The sequence below is a fragment of the Planococcus daihaiensis genome (genome assembly GCF_049262615.1).
Taxonomy (GTDB): Bacteria; Bacillota; Bacilli; order Bacillales_A; family Planococcaceae; genus Planococcus.
Genome location: NZ_CP175504.1, coordinates 2,841,039 through 2,858,035 on the forward strand (window position 1 = coordinate 2,841,039; position 16,997 = coordinate 2,858,035).

The 16,997-nt window shown below is 48.0% G+C and carries 16 protein-coding genes and 1 other annotated feature; of the genes, 13 read left to right on the forward strand and 3 right to left on the reverse strand.

The window, feature by feature from the left end; translation table 11 throughout:
• Positions 1-52: 52 nt before the first annotated feature.
• The 3 genes from DHX103_RS14110 to leuS all read left to right on the forward strand — a co-directional run bounded on the left by DHX103_RS14110 (position 53) and on the right by leuS (position 4,125).
• Positions 53-745, forward strand: a complete 693-nt coding sequence (locus tag DHX103_RS14110; protein ID WP_422122860.1) for a CoA transferase subunit A — start codon at positions 53-55, stop codon at positions 743-745.
• Positions 746-761: 16 nt separating this feature from the next.
• Positions 762-1,415, forward strand: coding sequence for a 3-oxoacid CoA-transferase subunit B (locus DHX103_RS14115; RefSeq protein ID WP_422122861.1), 654 nt, complete (start codon positions 762-764; stop codon positions 1,413-1,415).
• 45 nt (positions 1,416-1,460) lie between these two features.
• Positions 1,461-1,668, forward strand: a binding site (T-box leader).
• Between the two features lie 45 nt (positions 1,669-1,713).
• Positions 1,714-4,125 (forward strand): leucine--tRNA ligase, encoded by a 2,412-nt coding sequence (leuS, locus tag DHX103_RS14120; RefSeq protein ID WP_422122862.1) that lies wholly within the window; start codon positions 1,714-1,716, stop codon positions 4,123-4,125.
• Positions 4,126-4,175: 50 nt separating this feature from the next.
• Here the strand turns inward: leuS and DHX103_RS14125 are convergent, their stop codons facing one another.
• On the reverse strand, positions 4,176-5,441 hold the full coding sequence (locus tag DHX103_RS14125; protein WP_422122863.1) for an NAD(P)/FAD-dependent oxidoreductase: 1,266 nt from the start codon (positions 5,439-5,441) through the stop codon (positions 4,176-4,178).
• A gap of 161 nt (positions 5,442-5,602) precedes the next feature.
• Here DHX103_RS14125 and DHX103_RS14130 point away from each other — a divergent pair, with 161 nt between their 5' ends.
• Positions 5,603-7,210, forward strand: a complete 1,608-nt coding sequence (locus tag DHX103_RS14130) for a putative polysaccharide biosynthesis protein (RefSeq protein ID WP_422122864.1) — start codon at positions 5,603-5,605, stop codon at positions 7,208-7,210.
• Between the two features lie 8 nt (positions 7,211-7,218).
• Complete coding sequence (locus DHX103_RS14135) at positions 7,219-7,932, forward strand: pseudouridine synthase (protein ID WP_422122865.1); 714 nt, start codon at positions 7,219-7,221, stop codon at positions 7,930-7,932.
• 571 nt (positions 7,933-8,503) lie between these two features.
• Here the strand turns inward: DHX103_RS14135 and DHX103_RS14140 are convergent.
• Entirely contained in the window at positions 8,504-8,725 is a 222-nt protein-coding gene (locus DHX103_RS14140; RefSeq protein WP_422124787.1) for a DeoR family transcriptional regulator, read from the reverse strand.
• 308 nt (positions 8,726-9,033) lie between these two features.
• Here DHX103_RS14140 and pepV point away from each other — a divergent pair, with 308 nt between their 5' ends.
• The 6 genes from pepV (at position 9,034) to DHX103_RS14170 (ending at position 14,433) form a co-directional block, all read left to right on the forward strand.
• Entirely contained in the window at positions 9,034-10,413 is a 1,380-nt protein-coding gene (gene pepV / locus DHX103_RS14145) for a dipeptidase PepV (RefSeq protein ID WP_422122866.1), read from the forward strand.
• Positions 10,414-10,476: 63 nt separating this feature from the next.
• Positions 10,477-11,325, forward strand: a complete 849-nt coding sequence (dat, locus tag DHX103_RS14150; RefSeq protein WP_422122867.1) for a D-amino-acid transaminase — start codon at positions 10,477-10,479, stop codon at positions 11,323-11,325.
• 89 nt (positions 11,326-11,414) lie between these two features.
• Positions 11,415-11,954 carry an RNA 2',3'-cyclic phosphodiesterase gene (gene thpR, locus DHX103_RS14155; protein WP_422122868.1) on the forward strand — a complete coding sequence of 180 codons (540 nt, stop codon included), beginning with the start codon at positions 11,415-11,417 and terminating at the stop codon, positions 11,952-11,954.
• 22 nt (positions 11,955-11,976) lie between these two features.
• On the forward strand, positions 11,977-12,888 hold the full coding sequence (locus DHX103_RS14160; protein ID WP_422122869.1) for a diacylglycerol/lipid kinase family protein: 912 nt from the start codon (positions 11,977-11,979) through the stop codon (positions 12,886-12,888).
• 18 nt (positions 12,889-12,906) lie between these two features.
• Positions 12,907-13,554, forward strand: a complete 648-nt coding sequence (gene trmB, locus DHX103_RS14165) for a tRNA (guanosine(46)-N7)-methyltransferase TrmB (RefSeq protein ID WP_422122870.1) — start codon at positions 12,907-12,909, stop codon at positions 13,552-13,554.
• A gap of 24 nt (positions 13,555-13,578) precedes the next feature.
• Positions 13,579-14,433 carry a YtnP family quorum-quenching lactonase gene (locus DHX103_RS14170; protein WP_422122871.1) on the forward strand — a complete coding sequence of 285 codons (855 nt, stop codon included), beginning with the start codon at positions 13,579-13,581 and terminating at the stop codon, positions 14,431-14,433.
• Positions 14,434-14,829: 396 nt separating this feature from the next.
• On the opposite strand, the gene DHX103_RS14175 is transcribed toward DHX103_RS14170, so the two are convergent.
• The gene (locus DHX103_RS14175) at positions 14,830-15,144 is read right to left on the reverse strand and encodes a hypothetical protein (protein ID WP_422122872.1); all 315 of its coding nucleotides are present in this window, start codon (positions 15,142-15,144) and stop codon (positions 14,830-14,832) included.
• A 173-nt stretch (positions 15,145-15,317) separates the two neighbouring features.
• Between DHX103_RS14175 and DHX103_RS14180 the strand changes: the two genes are divergently transcribed.
• Positions 15,318-16,391: a M42 family metallopeptidase gene (locus DHX103_RS14180; protein WP_422122873.1), complete on the forward strand. Its 1,074-nt coding sequence runs from the start codon at positions 15,318-15,320 to the stop codon at positions 16,389-16,391.
• A gap of 41 nt (positions 16,392-16,432) precedes the next feature.
• Complete coding sequence (locus tag DHX103_RS14185; RefSeq protein ID WP_422122874.1) at positions 16,433-16,954, forward strand: DUF84 family protein; 522 nt, start codon at positions 16,433-16,435, stop codon at positions 16,952-16,954.
• Positions 16,955-16,997: the final 43 nt, after the last annotated feature.

Here is a 16,997-nt window from a genome sequence, read left to right on the forward strand (position 1 = left end):
CGTTTCAAAAGAATCCGGATTTTACATACATATTGCAGAGGGGGCATAACGAATGAAACCGATTTTTGGTTCTGCGAAAGAAGCAGTGGAACAAATACAGGACGGCGCCACGATTATGGTCGGCGGTTTTGGTCTGGTAGGAATCCCGGAACAGCTGATTTTGGCTTTGGTAGATAAAGGGGTTACGGACTTGACAATAATTTCCAATAATTGCGGGGTTGACGAATGGGGCCTCGGCTTGCTGCTGAAAAACAAACAAATTAAAAAAATGATCGGCTCTTATGTCGGGGAAAACAAAGAATTCGAACGCCAGGTGCTGTCGGGTGAAATAGAAGTGGAATTGACGCCGCAAGGCACGCTTGCTGAGAAAATGCGCGCAGGCGGGGCGGGCATCCCGGCATTCTTCACGCCAGCCGGTGTTGGCACGACCGTTGCGGAAGGCAAAGAGATCCGTGAATTCGACGGCAAGGAATATGTGCTTGAACATGCGTTAAAAGCGGATTTCGCGCTGGTCCGCGCTGCAAAAGCGGATAAGATGGGCAATCTTGTCTACAATAAAACCGCACAAAACTTCAATCCGCTGGCTGCTGCTGCAGGCAAATTTACTATAGCGGAAGTGGAAGAGATCGTTGAGACCGGCGATATCGACCCGAACCATGTACAGACGCCAAGCATTTATGTGCAAGGATTATTGCAGGCGAAACAGGAAAAACGCATCGAGCGTTTGACGACCAAAAAAGCTTAGGAAGGAGTGGAAACCTATGGATAAACAAATGGTGAGAGAACGAATTGCAAGACGCGCAGAAAAAGAAATTCACGACGGCGATTACGTCAACCTGGGCATCGGTATGCCGACCCTGGTTGCGAACTTCATTTCAGATAATAAATCGGTTGTACTGCAATCCGAAAATGGTTTGCTCGGCATCGGACCTTATCCCACGGAAGACGAAGTGGATCCGGATCTGATCAATGCCGGCAAAGAAACGGTAACGACAATTCCAGGTTCCGCTTTCTTCACGAGTGCTGAATCGTTTGCGATGATTCGCGGAGGACATATTGATGTCGCGATTCTGGGCGGTATGGAAGTTGCGGAAAACGGCGATTTAGCCAACTGGATGATTCCGGGCAAAATGATCAAAGGCATGGGCGGCGCGATGGATCTTGTCCACGGCGCAAAAAAAGTCATCGTCATCATGGATCATGTGTCAAAAGACGGTTCTGCGAAAATCAAGAAGCAATGCGATCTTCCGTTGACGGGCAAAGCGGTGGTCAATAAAATCATCACGGAGCGCGCAGTCATCGAAGTGACAGACGCTGGTCTCGTATTGACCGAAGTGTTCGAAGGTTTCTCTGTGGAAGACGTTGTCAATTCGACGGATGCGCCGCTGAACACCGAAAATGTCAAAGTATCCTGAGCTATTGCCAAAAAACGGCGGCTCAGCTAGAATAAGATGTAATAGCAAATGACTTTGATGAGGATCAGTAAACCGTGTTTTATTCCCCCAGAGAGCCGGCGTTTGGTGCAAGCCGGTGGATAAAACGGTCGAACTCGCCTTTGAGTCCGTGTATGTGAAACAAGTAATGTGCACCGTTTTCCGCGTTAAGGAATCAAGTTGGGCGAGTAACTCGCTAATTTGGGTGGTACCGCGGGTGATTCCCGTCCCTTATTTTTTATAAGGGGCGGGAATTTTTTATTTTGAGGAGGAAAAGAAGATGACATTCAAGCACAAAACGATTGAAAAGAAATGGCAGAAACATTGGGAACAAAATAAAACTTTTAAATTGGAAACGGATTTCAGCAAGCCGAAATTTTACGCGCTGGATATGTTTCCGTATCCATCAGGTGCCGGGCTTCACGTTGGGCATCCCGAAGGATATACGGCAACGGATATTCTGAGCCGTGTGAAACGCATGCAGGGCTTTGATGTATTGCATCCGATGGGCTGGGACGCATTTGGTCTGCCTGCGGAGCAATATGCGCTTGATACAGGCAACGATCCGGCGGAATTCACGGCGAAAAACATCGCGACGTTCAAACGCCAGATCCAGGAACTTGGATTTTCCTATGACTGGGACCGCGAAATCAATACGACGGATCCGAAATATTATAAATGGACGCAGTGGATTTTCATCCAGCTGTACAATAAAGGCTTGGCGTATGTGGATGAAGTCGCAGTCAACTGGTGCCCGGCACTTGGTACAGTTTTAGCCAACGAAGAAGTGATCGACGGCTTGTCTGAACGCGGCGGCCATCCGGTTGAGCGCCGTCCGATGCGCCAATGGGTGCTGCGCATTACGGAATATGCGGATCGCTTATTGGAAGATTTGAATGACCTTGATTGGCCGGAAAGCCTGAAAGATATGCAGCGCAACTGGATCGGCAAATCCGAAGGGGCAGAGCTTGAATTCCAGGTGGATGGCAATGGCCATTCCTTCCGCGCATTCACGACGCGCCCGGACACGATTTTCGGTGCAACTTATGCGGTATTGGCACCTGAACATAAATTGGTGGCGTCCGTGACCACCCCAGAACAAAAAGAAGCTGTTGAGAAATATATTGATGACGTGAAAACGAAGAGCGACCTCGAGCGGACGGATTTGGCGAAATCGAAATCCGGTGTCTTCACAGGCGCTTACGCCATCAACCCGGCCAGCGGCGAAAAGATGCCGATCTGGATCGCGGATTACGTATTGGCGACTTACGGAACAGGTGCCATCATGGCAGTTCCGGCACACGATGAACGCGATTACGAGTTCGCCAAGCAATTCGACTTGCCGATTGTGGAAGTTGTGTCCGGCGGCAATATCGCTGAAGAAGCTTATGCAGGCGACGGTGAATTGATCAACTCCGACTTCTTGAATGGCATGAATAAAAACGATGCGATTACGACAGCAATCGACTGGCTCGTTCAAAAAGGCGTCGGCGAGAAGAAAATCACCTACCGACTGCGCGACTGGCTGTTCAGCCGCCAGCGCTATTGGGGCGAGCCAATACCGATCATTCACTGGGAAGATGGCACGATGACACCGGTTGAAGACCAGGACTTGCCGGTAGTACTTCCCGTGACGACGGACATCAAACCGAGTGGCACGGGTGAATCACCGCTTGCCAATATCGAAGAATGGCTGAATGTCGTGCATCCGGAAACGGGCATGAAGGGACGCCGCGAAACGAACACGATGCCGCAATGGGCGGGAAGCTGCTGGTATTACCTGCGCTATATTGATACGGAAAATGACGAAGCGATTGCCGATCCGGAATTGCTGAAGCATTGGCTGCCGGTCGATGTCTACATCGGCGGAGCCGAGCACGCGGTGCTGCATTTATTGTATGCGCGCTTCTGGCATAAAGTTTTATATGACATCGGTGCCGTGCCGACAAAAGAGCCGTTCCAGAAATTGTTCAACCAGGGCATGATTCTGGGAGAAGGCAATGAAAAAATGTCGAAATCCAAAGGCAATGTCGTCAACCCGGACCAGATCATCGAAAGCCACGGTGCGGATACGCTGCGCCTTTACGAAATGTTCATGGGCCCGCTTGATGCCTCGATCGCCTGGTCGACAAACGGATTGGAAGGGGCACGTCGCTTCTTGGACCGTGTTTGGCGCCTGTTCATTGATGAGGAGAAATTGAGCACGAAAATCGTCGACAAAAACGATGGTAAACTGGAAAAAATCTATCACCAGACCGTCAAAAAAGTGACGGACGATTTCGAAGGCCTGCGTTTCAATACGGCGATTTCGCAAATGATGGTCTTTATCAATGAAGGCTATAAAGCGGATACGCTTCCAAAAGAATACGTTGAAGGCTTTGTGAAAATGCTTTCTCCGATTGCGCCGCATGTGGCGGAAGAGCTGTGGGAGAAATTGGGCCATACAGAAACAATCACGTATGCAACTTGGCCGACCTATGATGAAACGAAAATGGTCGACGATGAAGTGGAAATCGTCGTACAGGTCAACGGCAAAGTGAGAACGAAGATGGTAGTGGCGAAAGACAGCACGAAAGAGCAATTGGAAACCGCAGCGCTGTCGGATGAAAACATCCAAAAAGCGGCAGAAGGCAAACAAATCCGCAAAGTAATCGCGATTCCAGGGAAACTTGTTAACGTGGTAATCGGATAAATAAGCATAAGAAAAAAGCATTCGCGCCGGCGAATGCTTTTTTCTTCTGTTTATAATTGTTTTGCAAAATCCGCCGCGCTTCTGCCGGCAACATTGCCGGTAACAAGCGCGGACGTGATGTTATAGCCGCCGGTGTAACCGTGGATGTCGAGGATTTCACCGCAGAAATAAAGGCCGGGCTTTTTACGCGATGCCATTGTTTTCGGCTCGATTTCTTTGATGGAAACGCCGCCTCCGGTAACGAAAGCCTTTTCAATCGGCTGCGTGCCGGTGGCTTCCATGGTGAACGCGGTGAGTTGACTCGCCATTGCACGCACTTTTTCACTGGCAAGTTCGGCGCCGGTGAGGGATGGGTCGATTCCTGCCCGTTCCATCAGGAACAGCAGCCAGCGTTCCTGGCCCAGGCTTTTCCAAACATTTTTCACCGCTTTTTTCGGTTCGTCTTTCATCATTTTCATGAGAAGCTGGAAGGCAGATTCTGCGTTTTCTCCCGGCATCGTATTGATGCGCATTTCAACAGGAGCACCGCCGTTTTTCTTCATCTCTTTGACAACGTATTGGCTGCACCGCAAAATAGCGGGACCGCTCAAGCCGAAATGGGTGAACAGCATGTCCATCTGGTGAGTCACCAGAACTTTTCCTTTTTTATTCAACACGGAAACTGCGACATCTCGAAGAGCCAACCCCTGAAGGTCGCGGCTGACGATAAACGGTTCTTTGGACAGCAGCGGCACTTCGGTCGGATACAAATCGGTAACCGTGTGGCCGGCTTTCTCCGCCCACGGGTAACCGTCGCCGGTGGAACCGGTTTGCGGCACGGCTTTGCCGCCGACTGCGACAACGATTGACTTGGCTGTATACTCTTCGCCGGTATGAAGGCGGACACCCGTCACTTTATCATCAGTCATCAATAATTTCTTAACCGGCGAATCCAGCAGAATTTCGACACCAAGACGGTCCATTTCACGGAACATGGCATCGGCCACGTCCTGTGCGCGGTTGGATACCGGGAACATGCGGCCGTGGTCTTCTTCTTTCAACGCCACGCCGAGCCCTTCAAAAAAAGAAATGATGTCTTCATTATTGAACACTGAAAACGGACTGTGAAGGAACCGTCCGTTGCCGGGAATATGTTTCACAATTTCGTCAAGAGACAATCGGTTGGTGACGTTGCAGCGTCCGCCGCCCGAGATGATTAACTTTTTGCCGAGTTTTTTGCCTTTTTCAATCAATAAAACTTTTTGGTTTCGTGAAGCAGCGGCGATGGAGGCCATCAGTCCTGAGGGACCCCCGCCGATAATAATAACGTCATACATAATAGGAAGAACTCGCTTTCGTTTTTAATTTGTTTATAAATGAGCACTTGGGCTTTATTTAGTATACACGATGCTTCAAAATCCGTTGAGTAATTCTGTTTATAAGTGTAAACTATCGTGTAGATTGTTTTTTTTATCAAGACTTAGTCAGGAAGTGCAAAATGTCAACGTTAATCAAAGGAACCGCCATTTTGACCCTGGGCATGTTTTTATCGAAAGTGCTGGGTGTCATTTATATCATCCCGTTTTACAGTTTGGTTGGATCAGAAAATATCGGACTTTATCAATACGCCTATATCCCATATAACCTGATGCTGGCAGTCGCCATTTCAGGTGCGCCGATCGCTTTTTCTAAATTTGTTGCCAAATACAATAGTCTCGGCGATTACGAAACCGGCAGGAGGCTGCTGCGTTCAGGGCTTCTGACGATGATGGTTACCGGCTTTATCTCGTTTTTAGCACTTTATCTATTGGCTGATGTCATTGCCCAGATCACAATTGATCCCGAAGACAAACTCTTTACAGTGACAGATGTGGCGGATGTAATCCGATGGGTCAGCTTTGCGTTGATCGTCGTGCCATTTATGAGTCTATGGCGCGGTTTTTTCCAGGGTTATAATTATATGATGCCAACTGCGGTTTCGCAGCTGATTGAGCAGATTGTGCGGATCGCTTTCCTTTTGGCCGGCGCATTTGTCGTCATCAATGTATTTGGCGGCACAGCGAAAACTGCTGTCCAATTCGCGGTGCTCTCTGCGGCAGTAGGTGCACTTGGCGGACTACTCGTTCTTTTCTATTATTGGAAAAAACGGAAGCCGGAATACGATCAGCTGCGCGCAGGCTCAGTTGAATCCTATGATGTGCGACTCCGTGATATGTACAAAGAAATCCTGTCTTATGCGATACCCATCGTCTTTCTTGGTGTGGCAAACCCGTTGTTCCAGTTTGTCGACATGCTGACCTTCAACAAAGGGATGAGCGGTACGGGCAATGCGGAAAACACGAGTCTTTATCTCGGAATCCTGAATCTGACAGCTCATAAGCTGGTCATGATTCCGGTTATGCTTGCGACAGGGTTTTCGATGGCGTTGATTCCGTTGATTACCAAATATTTTACGTTGAACGAACACAAGGCGTTGACGAGAACGCTGGATCAGTCTTTTCAGGCAATCATTTTCCTGACCTTGCCTGCGGTTGTCGGCATGACTTTGCTGTCGAATGAGTTGTATCATATATTTTATAAGAACAGTGAAATCGGTTCTGAAATTCTCGCACATTATTTGCCGGTGGCCATTCTCTTTTCATTATTCCCTGTAACAGCATCTATCTTGCAGGGGATCAATCAGCAAAAATGGATCATCCTGAATTTATTGACAGGGCTGTTGCTGAAATTATCCTTGAATATTCCATTGATCAGCATGTTTGAAACAGATGGCGCTATTGCTGCGACGATTCTCGGTTATTCAGTAGCCATCGCGATGAACATCGGCGTCATCATGGTGACGATGGAATACCGATCATCACTGGTCGTGCGTCGGATTGCATTCATCCTTTTGATGAATGCAGTCATGGCAATTGTTGTATTGTTGACTTTAGCCGGTCTTGATCTCTTTATCGGCATGGACAGCAAATTCCAGTCAATCATCCGCATCCTGATCGTCGGCGGAATTGGTGGAGCTGTTTACGGCTTTATCGCCCTCCGCACAGGCATTGCACAAAAATTATTCGGCGAACGTCTAACAAAATACACACGGAAATTCGGTTTTTAGGAGGCCCTATGCGAATAGATAAATTTTTATCCAATATGGGTTTCGGTTCCCGCAAAGATGTAAAAGTACTATTGAAATCAAAGGCAGTGGAAGTGAACGGTGAAGTTATCCGCGACGCCAAACAGCACGTGGACGAAGTGGCTGATCTGGTGACAGTGGGCGGTGAAACCGTGGAATACGCGGAATTCATCTACTTGATGATGAATAAACCGCCGGGCGTCATTTCCGCCACCGAAGATAAATACGACGAGACGGTCATCGATTTGCTGGGTGATGGGGAACGGCATTTCGAGCCGTTTCCGGTCGGCCGTCTTGATAAAGATACGGAAGGCTTGTTGCTGCTGACGAACGATGGCAAACTGGCACATGAATTGCTGTCACCGAAAAAGCATGTGGCGAAGACGTATTACGCACGGATTGACGGACGGGTGACAGAAGAAGACGGCGAGGCTTTCCGAAAGGGTGTCATTTTGGATGACGGCTATCAGACGAAAGAGGCTTTTCTAAAAATCATCCAAAGTGGAGAAGAGTCAGAGATCGAATTGACGATCACCGAAGGGAAATTCCATCAGGTGAAGCGCATGTTTGAAAGTGTCGGCAAAACAGTCGTTTACCTGAAACGCCTGTCGATGGGTTCGCTCCAGTTGGACCCTGATCTGGAGCTTGGTGAATACCGTTATTTGACGGAAGAAGAATTAGCTGGATTGAGCCAGAAAAAATAAAAACCGATATTCCGCAAAACAGCTTCGCTTGCCTGGGGGCTCGCGCTGAGCTAACTCGGTCTCGTTGCACTTCGCCCGAGTGGATCTCAGCACTTCGCTTGGTCCCCATGGCGTCTTCGCTGTTTTGCTCCATATCTCAGAACACTTTCTACCAAGGAATATACATTTAAGAGTGTTGCAAGCGGTAAAGTGGACACTTCCATTCTGCACACAAAACAGAATGAAGCGGCAGGCGGTGCAGGGCAAAGATGTGCTCCTGCATCGCTGCGCTGCTTCGTCGCAAAGACTTGTCCTCGCAAGCATCGGATAATGTCTTTCCTGCAGGAACTAGAGCGAGTCCTGAGACCCCGCAGGGAAGGTTTGACCGAACACCATTCGGTCGAACCTTTGCGACGAAGCGTTTAACGCTGCAGGAGCATCGGTTTTCAACGCGAGCGAGGAGGCTCAGGAATCGCTCCCCGCGGAAAGCATCCGTCTAGAGCGAAATGATTGGAAAAGTTGTCGGTTTCTCGACAGCCTGAAAAAAAATGACCGCCGAAGCGGTCATTTTTTTCGTTGCAGGACTATTTTTCTAAGAGGTCAATCTCACTTTTTTCTGCGTCGTTGTCCATTTACCTCGACTTGGACTTGTCACCAAATCGTTAAAGGCTAACACATTCAAATCTCTTTGAATGGTGCGAGGAGTGATGCCGAATTCATCGACTAAATCTTGCGTAGTTACAGTCCCGTTTTCCAGGATGTACTTATACATATCTTTAATTCGAATGAGCATGCGATCCGTAGTAGGTTTCATAAAAGAGAACCACTCCTTCATCTTTTTTCCCATTGGCAAGACTAGCGGACGAGATGCCGGGGTATACCCAGCCGGTTTTTGCAAGTGTTTGAGACATCCTCCTAAAAAATTATCTGCCAGTCTAATTTATCTGACAATTTGATTATATCGAAATTATGTTTTAATATCCATGATTTTATTTTAATTTACTTAAATTTACATTCCCTTAATAAAGGAATTGGCTGATAATTTATCAGAAAATTAGCCGTTTTTTCTTTAAAAAAATCTTAAAAGGTGTACAATAGTTGTAATATAAGAGGGGTGTATATATGGATTGGCAACTGGAAGCGGAAAAAAGGCAGGAAAACATGCTGAGGGAATTGCAGGAACTGATTGCGATTCCAAGTGTGCTGAATACAGACGCAACACCGGAGGCCCCTTTTGGTACAGAAGTGAAAAGGGCATTGGACTGGTTTTTGGAGAAGGGCCGTGAAAACGGCTACCAGGTCAAAAATGTGGATAATATCGCCGGGCATCTGGAAATCGGAGAGGGCGATGAACTTCTTGGCATCCTGGGCCATGTCGATGTGGTGCCGACCGGAGAAGGTTGGACGAAAGATCCTTTTGGCGGCATCATTGAAGACGGTAAATTATTCGGCCGCGGCGCCATTGACGACAAAGGGCCGACAATTGCGGCCTGGACCGCTTTGAACATGGTCAAAGATGCAGGCTTCGAATTCAATAAACGCGTGAGGCTGATCATCGGCACAGATGAGGAAAGCGGTTTCCGCTGTGTCGAGAATTATTTCCAGAAAGAGGAAATGCCAACGATCGCTTTTGCGCCGGATGCTGATTTTCCGATCATCAATGCCGAAAAAGGAATTGCTGGTTTGGTGTTTTCACAAGCTACTTCCGGCAAGGACGATCAATTGCTGACATTCAGGTCTGGTGACCGCACCAATATGGTGCCGGATCTGGCGGAAGCTTTCGTCGAAGGCAAGTTGTCTGATTGGCAACAGGAATTTGAAAAGTTTGCCACCAAATATGATCTTTCATTTTCTATAATAGAAGAAGATGGACAGGTCCGATTGACCGTCCGCGGAAAAGCGGCCCATGCCATGGAGCCGGATGACGGCATCAATGCCGGCGTGATGCTCGCTTTATTCCTGAAAGACCATCTGACGGGGGACGGGCAGCTTTTTACGGAATTTATTGCAGATAAATTTTACGGAGATACGCGAGGCAAGTCGTTGAATCTGGCGTTTTCGGATGAAGCTTCAGGCGATACGACTTTTAACGCCGGAATCATGCGTTTTGAAAAGGCGAAACGCGGAACGGTCGAGGTCAGTATGCGTTATTCGATTTCATGCCCTTTTGATGAAATCATGGAAGCCATTCAGGCGGACGGTTTCTCAGTGAATGTACATTCCAATTCCAAACCTCATTATGTGGATGACAACGATCCATTCATAAAGACGCTGCAGGATGCTTATGAAAAACAGACCGGCGAAAAGGCGGAACTGCTGGCCATTGGCGGTGGCACGTATGCGAGGGTAATGGATAAAGCTGTTGCGTTCGGTATGCTGTTTCCAGGCGAAAAGGATGTTGCGCATCAATTGGATGAATTTGTGGACATTAAAAACCTGGTGAAGGCGACCGCAATTTATGCTGAAGCAATCAGCCGGTTGGCCTGCGGGGAAAAAGAGTAACGAATATTTTATTGCATAGATTTTGGCTGAAAAAAATCAACTAGAGAGAAAGAGGGAATGGATATGGAATGGATCTTGCACAACGATGAGTTTATTCAGGAAGATGAGCTGAAGATATCAAAAGAGGACCGCGGGTATCAATTTGGCGACGGGATCTACGAAGTAATCCGAGTTTATGGAGGGGATCTTTATACGGCGAAAGAGCATATCGACCGCTTCTACGACAGTGCCGAGAAAGTGAAAATTGTCGTGCCGTATACCAAAGATGTGTTTCACAAATTGATGTACGACCTGGTTGAGAAGAATGAAATCAATAATGGCCAGGTGTATGTCCAGGTTACACGCGGATCCCATGTGCGTCAGCATCAATTTCCTTCTGAAAGTTCTCCTGTTGTGATCGGATACACCAAAACAGTTGAACGTCCTTTGGAATTGATGCGCAACGGGGCACGCGCGAAATTTATCGAAGATATGCGCTGGCTCAGATGTGATATCAAAAGCCTCAACTTATTGGGCAACGTGATGGCAAAACAGGAAGCTTATGAAAACGGCTGTTTCGAGGCAGTGCTTCACCGCGGCGAAATGATTACGGAAGGTTCATCTTCCAATATGTACGGCATTAAAGAAAACGTGCTTTACACACATCCTGCCACAAACCTGATTTTGGATGGCATTACGAGAAGAACAATTTTGGAGCTTTGCGCGGAAGTGGGGATCACTGTCCAGCAAACGCCGATGACCAAAGATCAGGCACTTCAAATGGATGAGTTCTTCATGTCGTCGACGACTGCAGAAATTATTCCCCTTATTGACATTGATGGCTTTAAAATTGGGAACGGTACGCGTGGCGCTTTGACTGAAAAACTTCAGAAGGCTTTCGAGGCAAGATTGAATTTGGGTGTGGAAATTTAATCCCGATTGGATGAAAACAGTATTCGGCAAACGTCGGATGCTGTTTTTTTGCGCGAATAAAAATGGTAAACTGATGAAAGGTGATGACAATGGTTAACCATTATTTTATTGGCATAAAAATTCCGTTAGCGACTGCGCAGTCACTCGTCGAACAGAGGGAGTCCTGGGGGTTGCGGAGCCATAAACACATTCCGGTGGCAGAAGACCTCCATCTAACTTTGGTTTTCATCGGCGGAGATCCGCTGGATGAGATTAGGGAAGCGGCAATGGCATTGGAGAGAGTGGCGCACACTGCCTTTGATGTGGCGATTGCCGGCACAGGCTATTTCGGGAAACAGGAGCGGCCGCGCGTGGTGTATGCGGCAATAGAAGAAAATGTTTTATTGCATGAATTGCAAGAAAAGGTGAAGCAAGCGCTCAGCGGCTTCCATTGGAGTCCAGATAACAAACCTTTTGTGCCGCATATCACGCTGGCCAATAAATGGGCAGGAAAAGAAACATGGACCGAAATTCCGGAACTGGGACCGGAGAATTTCCGGGCTTCGGAATTCAGTTTGTTCCGGATCGACCCCGGCAGCACCCCGCGGTATGCGGCAATAAAAACTTATAAATTGAAAGATGGCGTGTAAGCGCGCCAATGGGCGAGGTCAAATGAGAACAATATTTGTGATTAATCCGGTAGCCGGAAACGGCAATTCGATGAAGAAATGGCTGAAGTTCAAAGAAACAATTCCGTTTCATTTTGAATTGGCGGTCAGCCGTCATAGCGGACATGCCATCGAATTGGTGAAGGAATTGCATAAGTCACCGGAACCGGTATTGGTGGTCGGCTTTGGCGGCGACGGCACGCTGCGGGAAGTGATTGCCGGCGCGGCCGGTGCACCGCAATTGATTGTCGGCTCCATCGCCGCGGGTTCCGGCAATGATTTTGGCCGTGGCTTCCATTCTTTTTCGGACGCCGCTGAAATTGCAGCGTTTTTGGTGAATCCCGAAAGCAGCCCGAAAGATCTGGGTGAATTTATTGACGGCGTCCCGCAGCATTTCGTCAGCAGCTCCGGCATCGGCTTTGATGCAGAAATTTCGGTGAAGGTCAATCGTTCCAAAGTCAAACAATGGCTCAATCGGATCGGCATGGGAGGACTCGTTTATCTGATATACGTCATCATCACGCTGCTTCGGTTCCGGTTGTTCGGGCTTACCGTTGAAGTCGACGGAGAAACGGTCCATTATGATAAAGTCTGGTTCGCAACCGTCAACAATCAGCCGTATTTTGGCGGCGGCATGAAAATTTCGCCGCATTCGATCGCGGACGACGGCATCCTTGAGCTGACGGTCGTGAACCGTCTTTCCCGATTGAAACTGCTGCTCGTTTTTGGTACGGTATTCAGCGGGAAGCATTTAGGGTTCAAAGAAGTCCACCAACTGCATGGCAAGAAGTTTTCATTGACGGCGGACCGTGCTGTATACCGCCATGTCGACGGAGACAGCGCCGGACGCACTCCCGATAATGGCAGTGTCCCTTACAAAGTGAGCGAGAAAGAATGGCATTCTGTAAATAAATGATGGAAAGAGGAACAAGAAATGAGAGCAAGATATAAACCATGGGCAGCGGAACTGATCGAAGCCCATCCGGAAATTATAATTCCGGAACCGGCAAACTTGAAAGGCAAATGGCAGGAGGAGTTCGGCAATGCCAACCCGCTGCACATCGAAGCGGGATCCGGCAAAGGCCGTTTCGTTACGGGTTTGGCGCTGGCCAATCCGGAGATTAATTATATCGGCATTGAATTATTCGACAGCGTGATCGTTACAGCGCTTCAAACGGTGCTGGAAACAGAAGGCGGCATTCCGAATCTCCGGCTGTTGCGCGTCAATGCACAGGAAATGGAAAGCTTTTTTGCAAAAAATGAAGTCGATCGCATGTATTTGAACTTTTCCGATCCTTGGCCGAAAACGCGCCACGCAAAACGGCGTCTGACGCACGAATCGTTTTTGAAACTGTATGAAACCGTGCTGCCGAAAAATGGTGAAATTCATTTCAAAACGGACAACCGCGGGCTGTTCGAGTATTCACTGACGAGCATATCCGATTACGGCATGCTGTTGAAAGATGTTTCGTTGGATCTTCATGCCAATGAACCGGAATGGAACATCATGACGGAATACGAAGAGAAGTTCATGAAAAAAGGCCAGCCGATTTACCGGATGGAAGCGCAATATAATTCTTGATTTCAATGAAAAGGGGATGGGATGATGGAGAAATTTGATTTTCACGAAATGACTTTGACCTGGCTCGACGGCGGCACGACGAATTTGGACGGCGGCACAATGTTTGGCGTGGTTCCGAAAGTGGTGTGGTCGAAAAAATATCCGGTGGATGAAAAGAATAATATCGAATTGCCGACTCATCCGATCCTGATTCAATTTGATGGCCACAATATCCTGGTGGACAGCGGACTCGGCGACGGGAAATTATCGGAGCGGCAAATTCGCAATCTTGGTGTGTCCGCGCAATCTTCATTGGATAAAAACCTTGCGGAGCTTGGGCTTTCAGCGGCGGACATCGATACGGTGCTGATGACGCATCTCCACGGAGACCATGCAGCAGGATTGACTGCCAAGCAAGGTGAGGAGTACGTATCCGCTTTTCCGAATGCGAAAATTTATGTATCGGCTATCGAATGGGATGAAATGCAGCATCCGAATATCCGCTCGCGCAACACGTATTGGAAAGAAAATTGGGAGCCTGTCCAGGGACAGGTGGAAACGTTTGAGGATGAATTAAAACTTTTCGGTGCCATCACGATGATCCACACGGGTGGCCATTCAAATGGACACGCGGTCATTAAATTGGAAAGCGGTGGAGAGACGATTCTTCACATGGGCGACATCATGCCGACGCATGCCCATAAAAACCCGCTGTGGGTGTTGGCCTATGACGATTACCCGATGGATTCGATTTATGCAAAAGAGCGGCTGATGAAAGAGGCGCTGGAGAACGGCTATTATTTCTCTTTCTACCACGACGCCTATTACCGTTTGCTGAAATGGAGCCCCGACGGCAAAGAGGTTATTGAATCGGTGAAGTATAAAGAGAAGAATATTTGATTTGAATGAAGGCACCGTTTCGGCGGTGTTTTTTTTATTTTATTGAGGCGGAAATGGCTAACCGCAACTAAATCGAGGAGAAGCGCAACTAAATAGAAGTTAACCGCAACTAAATTGCGAAATCGCGCAACTGAAAATAAATTATTGGAAAATATTTCAATTATTGATGGTGAAATTAACTCGAACCGCACCCCAAACTGTTCTAACCGCACTTCAAATGGGTTAACCCGCACCCCAAATCGATGGAGCCGCACCCCAAACGTTTCAACCCGCACCCCATCACCGGCAACCGATGAATCCCTTATATTCCCAAATGAAAAGCCCCTTATAAATTAAAAAAAGCAGGCAAGTGGAAGAAATTCCGCTTGCCTGCAAATAAAAATTTTAAATGATAGATTAAACTTTCGAAACTTCCACGATCGCGCCTGTAAAAGCATCTGCCATGAATTCGAATTGCTCGAGTTCGTCGTCGCGGTGGCGTGTGATGCCGCCTTTATAGACGTCGGTTGTAATTGCGTGCTGTGTATAAGGTTCTGTTTTCATATAGATCCATGAGCCGTCAATCGGACCTTCTTCTTTAAACGAATTTTTTACTTGCTTCAGTACTTCATCTGCCGGGTAAAGCTTTTGGTTGCGGTCAACCATTTCTTTGATGACAAACGTTGCAGCCACACCTGTGGCAAAGCCGATTAGTAAATCACGATTTTTCAATGAAATCCCTCCTATACTTGCTGGCTAAATTGTACCATAATTCATAAATAAACGAGAAATGATAACAGCCCCAATAATTGCTATCTTTCGCTTTTCGAAATAAAGTAGTGGAAATAAACTGAAAAAAGAACTAAACTGAAGAAAGGCATTTTATTTTAGGAGGAAGTTGCAGCATGAATAGTGAAACGAGAGAGTTATTCAAGACTTTAACAGAATTACCGGGAGCCCCTGCCAACGAGCACGCTGTCCGCAAATTCATGAAACAGGAATTAGGCAAAGTATCAGACGAATTAATTCAGGATAATCTCGGCAGCATTTTCGGCGTTAAGCACGGCGAAGGGGACGGACCACGCATCATGGTGGCCGGCCATATGGATGAAGTCGGCTTTATGGTGACGCAGATTACTGACAACGGCATGATCCGCTTTCAACCGCTTGGCGGCTGGTGGAACCAGGTCATGCTGGCGACACGGGTGGAAGTTATGGTTGGGGACAAAGCGATTCCAGGCGTTATCGGATCCATTCCGCCGCATCTATTAAGTGAAGAAATGCGCAGCAAACCGATGGAAATCAAAAATATGCTGATCGATATTGGGGCGGATGACCGGGACGACGCGTTGTCTTTCGGCGTGCGCCCGGGGCAGCAAATAATTCCATACAGCCCGTTCACACCGATGGCCAATGACAAAAAAATCATGGCAAAAGCGTGGGACAATCGTTACGGTTGTGGATTGGCAGTTGAATTATTGCGCGAATTGAAAGATGAGAAATTGCCAAACGAATTGTTTTCCGGCGCGACGGTCATGGAAGAGATCGGACTTCGCGGTGCCTCCACAGCAGCGACGATGATCAATCCGGACATTTTCTTTGCGCTTGACGCCAGCCCGGCAAATGACGCCGATGGCAATAAAAACGAATTTGGCCAATTGGGCAAGGGAACGCTCCTGCGCATTCTGGATAAGAGCATGGTCACCCACCGCGGCATGCGGGAATTCGTTCTCGATACTGCGGAATCGAATAACATCCCTTACCAGTATTTCATTTCACAAGGCGGTACGGACGCTGGACGCGTGCATCAGGCAAACGAAGGTGTACCAAGTTCCGTGATCGGCATCTGTTCCCGTTATATCCATACTTCTTCTTCAATCATCCACACAGATGATTATGCAGCGGCGAAGGAGTTATTGGTCAAGCTGGTGAAGTCGGCTGACCGCACGACAGTGGAAACAATTAAAAATAATGTATAAAGGGTGCCCTCGGGCACTCTTTTTTATCGGGAGGAAACAGGATGAACAGTCTAAAAGTTGCGGTGGCATCCCAGAATCCGGCAAAAATCAGTGCGGTAAAGGAATGCTTCAATGAGCTCGGGATACAGGCGGAAATTTTTGCGGTGGAAACAGCGTCCGGCGTGTCTGCACAGCCGTTGTCGATTGCAGAAACGCGGCAGGGAGCGGTGAACCGGGCTGCATCAGCTCTTGAAGAAAATTTTGATATGGCGATCGGCCTGGAAGGCGGTGTCTTTGAACTTGATGGTGCGATGTTTCTGTGCAATTGGGGGGCGTTGGCCAGTTCAGACGGCAAGATCTATACCGCAGGCGGTGCCCAAATTCCGTTGCCGGAAGAAATTGCACGGGATTTGAGAAACGGCTTGGAGCTCGGACCGGTTATGGATCAATATGCCGATGAAACGGGAATCCGCCATCATAAAGGGGCCATCGGAATTTTGACAGCCGGTTTGATGAACCGCGGAGATATTTTCGGGCATATTGTGAAGCTGCTGGTCGGACAAAAGCAGCTCGACAGCGGTTGAGTTGCATGTGAAAGGAAACATCTTTAAAATAGGAAACAGCAAA

Bases quoted from the DNA above. Each gene is read 5' to 3' on its own strand.
- DHX103_RS14115 (WP_422122861.1), top strand. From the start codon at position 762: ATGGATAAACAAATGGTGAGAGAACGAATTGCAAGACGCGCAGAAAAA.
- pepV (WP_422122866.1), top strand. From the start codon at position 9,034: ATGGATTGGCAACTGGAAGCGGAAAAAAGGCAGGAAAACATGCTGAGG.
- DHX103_RS14170 (WP_422122871.1), top strand. From the start codon at position 13,579: ATGGAGAAATTTGATTTTCACGAAATGACTTTGACCTGGCTCGACGGC.
- DHX103_RS14185 (WP_422122874.1), top strand. From the start codon at position 16,433: ATGAACAGTCTAAAAGTTGCGGTGGCATCCCAGAATCCGGCAAAAATC.
- thpR (WP_422122868.1), top strand. From the start codon at position 11,415: ATGGTTAACCATTATTTTATTGGCATAAAAATTCCGTTAGCGACTGCG.
- DHX103_RS14180 (WP_422122873.1), top strand. From the start codon at position 15,318: ATGAATAGTGAAACGAGAGAGTTATTCAAGACTTTAACAGAATTACCG.
- DHX103_RS14130 (WP_422122864.1), top strand. From the start codon at position 5,603: ATGTCAACGTTAATCAAAGGAACCGCCATTTTGACCCTGGGCATGTTT.
- DHX103_RS14140 (WP_422124787.1), bottom strand. From the start codon at position 8,725: ATGAAACCTACTACGGATCGCATGCTCATTCGAATTAAAGATATGTAT.
- leuS (WP_422122862.1), top strand. From the start codon at position 1,714: ATGACATTCAAGCACAAAACGATTGAAAAGAAATGGCAGAAACATTGG.
- DHX103_RS14110 (WP_422122860.1), top strand. From the start codon at position 53: ATGAAACCGATTTTTGGTTCTGCGAAAGAAGCAGTGGAACAAATACAG.
- DHX103_RS14135 (WP_422122865.1), top strand. From the start codon at position 7,219: ATGCGAATAGATAAATTTTTATCCAATATGGGTTTCGGTTCCCGCAAA.
- dat (WP_422122867.1), top strand. From the start codon at position 10,477: ATGGAATGGATCTTGCACAACGATGAGTTTATTCAGGAAGATGAGCTG.
- DHX103_RS14160 (WP_422122869.1), top strand. From the start codon at position 11,977: ATGAGAACAATATTTGTGATTAATCCGGTAGCCGGAAACGGCAATTCG.
- DHX103_RS14125 (WP_422122863.1), bottom strand. From the start codon at position 5,441: ATGTATGACGTTATTATTATCGGCGGGGGTCCCTCAGGACTGATGGCC.
- trmB (WP_422122870.1), top strand. From the start codon at position 12,907: ATGAGAGCAAGATATAAACCATGGGCAGCGGAACTGATCGAAGCCCAT.